We start from the raw sequence: 3,654 nt of genomic DNA on the forward strand, positions 1-3,654 counted from the left end.
GGAACCAGGACCGCCGGCGGCGTAGCGGGACTCGTCGTCACTGCGGCCGTGGTCGCCGGATGCGGGCAACCGACCACGCCGTCGACCGAGGTGTCCGGGCCGTTGACCGACGGCCTGGCCCAGGTCGTGCAGCTCGCAGCCCAACGGGCGGCGGTCTCGGACCAGGTGGCCGCTGCCAAGTTCGGTACGGGGCAGCCCGTGACGGACCCGGACCGCGAGGCCGTCGTCGTCGCGGAGGCCCGGGCGCAGGCCGGTCGTGACGGAGTCGATCCCGAATGGGTGGCGCGCGTGGTCGCCGATCAGATCGCGGCCAGCACCCGGGTGCAGAACGACCTGCTTCAGCAGTGGACCGAACACCCCGATTCCCGGCCCGCCGAACGACCCGACCTCGCGCTGGTCCGGCCCGAGATCACCCGCATCAGCAATGCGCTGGTCCACGCGTTGAAGGTTGCCGAGCCGGCTCGCGCACAGGCGAACTGCTCGTCCCGGCTTGCCTCGGTCGTGCAGGAGCAGAGCCGGGCGCTGGACGGCATCCACGCTGCGGCTTTGGAGCGGGCCGTACGGTCCGTCTGTGATGACGCTCCGAACTGATTCGTCCGGCACCGGACCGGTGCTCGGGCCGACCCGGATCAGGTGACCGACACGGCCATGCAGACGACACCGATCACCTCCGAGCTCGTACGTGGGGCGTTGGAGCTGGAGCGCACCGACAACGGACTGTTACCGCACCGGCTGCCCGCACGGGCCAGGGCGCAGGGCGACGGACAGCTGGCGATGGCGGAGGCGCAGCCGTCCGGCGTGCGGCTGGCGATCCGCATGCGGGCAACCGTCGTCGAGCTGGACACGCTGCGGACCCGGGTGGGTTATCGAGACATCCCGCCGCGTCCGGACGGCCTCTACGACCTGCACGTCGACGGCGAGCTGATCGCGCAGGCCACGACCAGTGGCGGCAGGACCCTGCTGCTCGACGTCACCACCGGGACCGCGGACACCGTGCCCGGCCCCGTCGGCACGGTCCGGTTCGTCGGGCTGCCCGCTCGCCCGAAGACCGTCGACATCTGGTTGCCCCACACGGAGATCACCGAGCTCGTCGCTCTGCGCAGCGACGCTCCCGTCGAGCCGGCACCGGAGAGCGGGCGGCGGACCTGGCTGCACCACGGCAGCTCGATCAGCCACGGGTCGAACGCCGCAAGCCCGTCGACGACCTGGCCCGCCCTGGCCGCCGCCGCAGGCGGGGTCGAGCTCGTCAACCTCGGGTTCGGCGGCAGCGCCATGGTGGACCAGTTCACCGCTCGCGTCCTCCGGGACACCCCCGCGGACCTGATCAGTGTCAAGCTCGGCATCAACGTGGTCAACGGGGACGTGATGCGACTGCGGGCGTTCGGGCCGGCGGTACACGGCTTCCTCGACACCGTCCGCGACGGTCACCCGGACACCCCGTTACTGGTGGTCTCGCCACTGCTCTGCCCGATCCACGAAGACACCCCCGGGCCCGGGGTCGCCGACTTCACCAGCGGGGCCCTGACCTTCCGGGCCACGGGGGACCCCGCCGAACGCGCCGCGGGCAAACTCACCCTGACAGTGGTGCGGGAGCAGCTGGCCCGCATCGTCGCGCAGCGCGCCCCGCACGACCCGCACCTGCATCTCCTCGACGGCCGGAGGCTCTACGGCGAGACGGACGCCGGCGACCTTCCCCTGCCCGACGGGCTCCACCCCGACGCCGCTACCCACCGCCTCATCGGGGAACGTTTCGCCGCCCTGGCCTTCGGGGAAGGGGGACCTTTCCACGGCTGAGGACGAGGGCCTACAGCGGCGGTACGCTTCCGGCGGGTCCAGGCCGCGGGCTCAAGGGCCCCGGGCCGAGGCCCGGTACCGATCACGATCGTCGGCTCGCCGGGTCGCCGGGTCGCCGGGTCGCCGGGTCGCCGGGTCGCCGGGTCGCCNCTATACTCCAGCGGTCCGCAGGGGGCCTGACGAAAGGGGCCTGTTCGCGCTGGCCGGCGGGGCGCGGCGGACACGATCCCGGTCGAGGCGATCCGCGACCGCCGGACCGAGCTGCCCGCCTTCATGCGGCCGTCGGCCGTGGCCCGGGGTCCGGGAGCTCCCCCCGACACCACGGTCGGCAAGACCCATCGCCACCGCGCTGGAGGTCGTCGAGCTGTGGCAAGGGCATCGTCGACCTGCAAGTCCATGCCGGACGCAGCATCCTGCCGCCGGCACGACGACCCGCAGGCAGACGCCGAGGCCCGCGGCACGGGCGTCGACCGGCTCGTCCTCAAGGCCCACGAGGGCTCGACTGCCGAGCGTGCTGCCCTCGCCGGCCCGGGTGTCGCGGGGGGCATCGTCCTCAACTCCCCCGTCGGGGGCTGCAAACCCGGACGCCGTGGAGGTCTGCGCCCGCCTGGATGGACGGGTGGTATGGCTCCCCACAGTGTCCTCGGCCTCCCACCAGGTTGCAGCCGGGTCCCCGCAGCTCGCGGTACACCGGGAGCTGCAGTTCCGGCCGGTGCCGGTGCTCGACGGCAAGTCTCCGGCCCCCGGTCTCGACGAAGTCCTGGACGTCGTCGCTGCCCACGACCTCGTCCTCGCCTCAGGGCACATCCCCGTCGCTGACGCACTGCGGATCTTCCGAGCCGCCCACGCCCGCGGCGCCCGCCGCTTCCTGGTTAACCACCCAACGGTCGACTTCATGCACTGGACCGACGACCTGCTCGGCCCACTTCGCCTTCTCGGTCCGCCTCGAGGTCGGGTGCGTCGCAGACCTCGGCTCCGACCCCGCCGAGAGCCCTACCGGCGCGCTGGCTAAGGCCTACCCCACCCCCTGCTCGTGCTCGGCAGCGACCTCGGCCACACGTCGTTCCCGGCCTATCGCGATGGCCTGACGGCCTCGGGTCTCACACTGCTTCGCGCTGCTCCCAGACAAACAGCTCCAACGCGGAGTGCACAAGAACCTTCTCAGAGGAGGTGTTTCGAGGCAGGGCGGTGGGTTGCGCGATAGAGGTCGGCCACCTCGTCGATCAGGTCTGTGAGGCCCGGTGGTGGGCTGGCTTGCCACCAGGCCAGGTGGACCGGGATCGGGGGCCCGTCTGCGACCGGCCGGAACACTACGCCTGGCCGCGAGTGATGCGCCGCTGTGGCTTCGGCGGTGACTCCCACGCCTTGGCCGGCAGCGATCGCGTCCAGCCACTCGTCGACATCTCCGGAGTGGATGAAACGTGTCGGGGGCGAGCCGTCCTGCCACAGCTCGCTTGTCGTGGTGCCCGTTCGGGGGTCGATGACCACTGTCCGCTGGGCGATCTCGGCCATTCTCAGGGAACGGCGTCTGCGCCACTGGGGGTCGTCGGCGGCGAAGGCGACCAGCCTGCGTTCGAGCCCGACGACCACCGAGTCGAGCCGCAGCCCGGCGACCGGAGTCCGGACCACAGCCGCGTCGACGTGCCCTTCGATCAGGCCTGAGGTTGGAGTGTTGTGCCGTACGAGCTGAAGTTCGATGTCGGGGTGGCGGCCGGACCAGCGGCGCAGCAGGGGCGTGGTGTGGCGGCCGATCGCCGCCCAGGCGTATCCCAGGCGTAGCACCCGGTGGTGGTTGCGGGCGAGCTCATCGAGCCGGTCGACTGAGGTTCCCCCGGTAGCTCGGATTGCTTGCTACCTGGC

4 protein-coding genes and 1 pseudogene are annotated in these 3,654 nt (G+C 71.9%); 4 read left to right on the forward strand and 1 reads right to left on the reverse strand.

Going from position 1 to position 3,654, the window contains the following annotated elements:
- The 4 genes and pseudogenes from aroQ to ACFQH9_RS27685 all read left to right on the forward strand — a co-directional run.
- On the forward strand, positions 1 to 591 hold a 591-nt coding region (aroQ, locus tag ACFQH9_RS27670), incomplete at its 5' end, for a gamma subclass chorismate mutase AroQ (RefSeq protein WP_379570583.1).
- Positions 592 to 648: 57 nt separating this feature from the next.
- Entirely contained in the window at positions 649 to 1,794 is a 1,146-nt protein-coding gene (locus ACFQH9_RS27675) for a GDSL-type esterase/lipase family protein (RefSeq protein WP_379570585.1), read from the forward strand.
- A 396-nt stretch (positions 1,795 to 2,190) separates the two neighbouring features.
- A pseudogene (locus ACFQH9_RS27680) lies at positions 2,191 to 2,343 on the forward strand (hypothetical protein); the annotation flags it as partial.
- On the forward strand, positions 2,327 to 2,806 hold the full coding sequence (locus tag ACFQH9_RS27685) for a DUF6282 family protein (protein ID WP_379570589.1): 480 nt from the start codon (positions 2,327 to 2,329) through the stop codon (positions 2,804 to 2,806). The pseudogene ACFQH9_RS27680 and the gene ACFQH9_RS27685, both read left to right, overlap by 17 nt.
- A 149-nt stretch (positions 2,807 to 2,955) precedes the next feature.
- Here ACFQH9_RS27685 and ACFQH9_RS27690 read toward each other — a convergent pair whose 3' ends face one another.
- Positions 2,956 to 3,576, reverse strand: a complete 621-nt coding sequence (locus ACFQH9_RS27690; RefSeq protein WP_379570587.1) for a LysR family substrate-binding domain-containing protein — start codon at positions 3,574 to 3,576, stop codon at positions 2,956 to 2,958.
- Positions 3,577 to 3,654 lie beyond the last annotated feature (78 nt).

This window comes from Pseudonocardia lutea, assembly GCF_042658055.1.
GTDB classification, from domain to species: Bacteria; Actinomycetota; Actinomycetes; order Mycobacteriales; family Pseudonocardiaceae; genus Pseudonocardia; species Pseudonocardia lutea.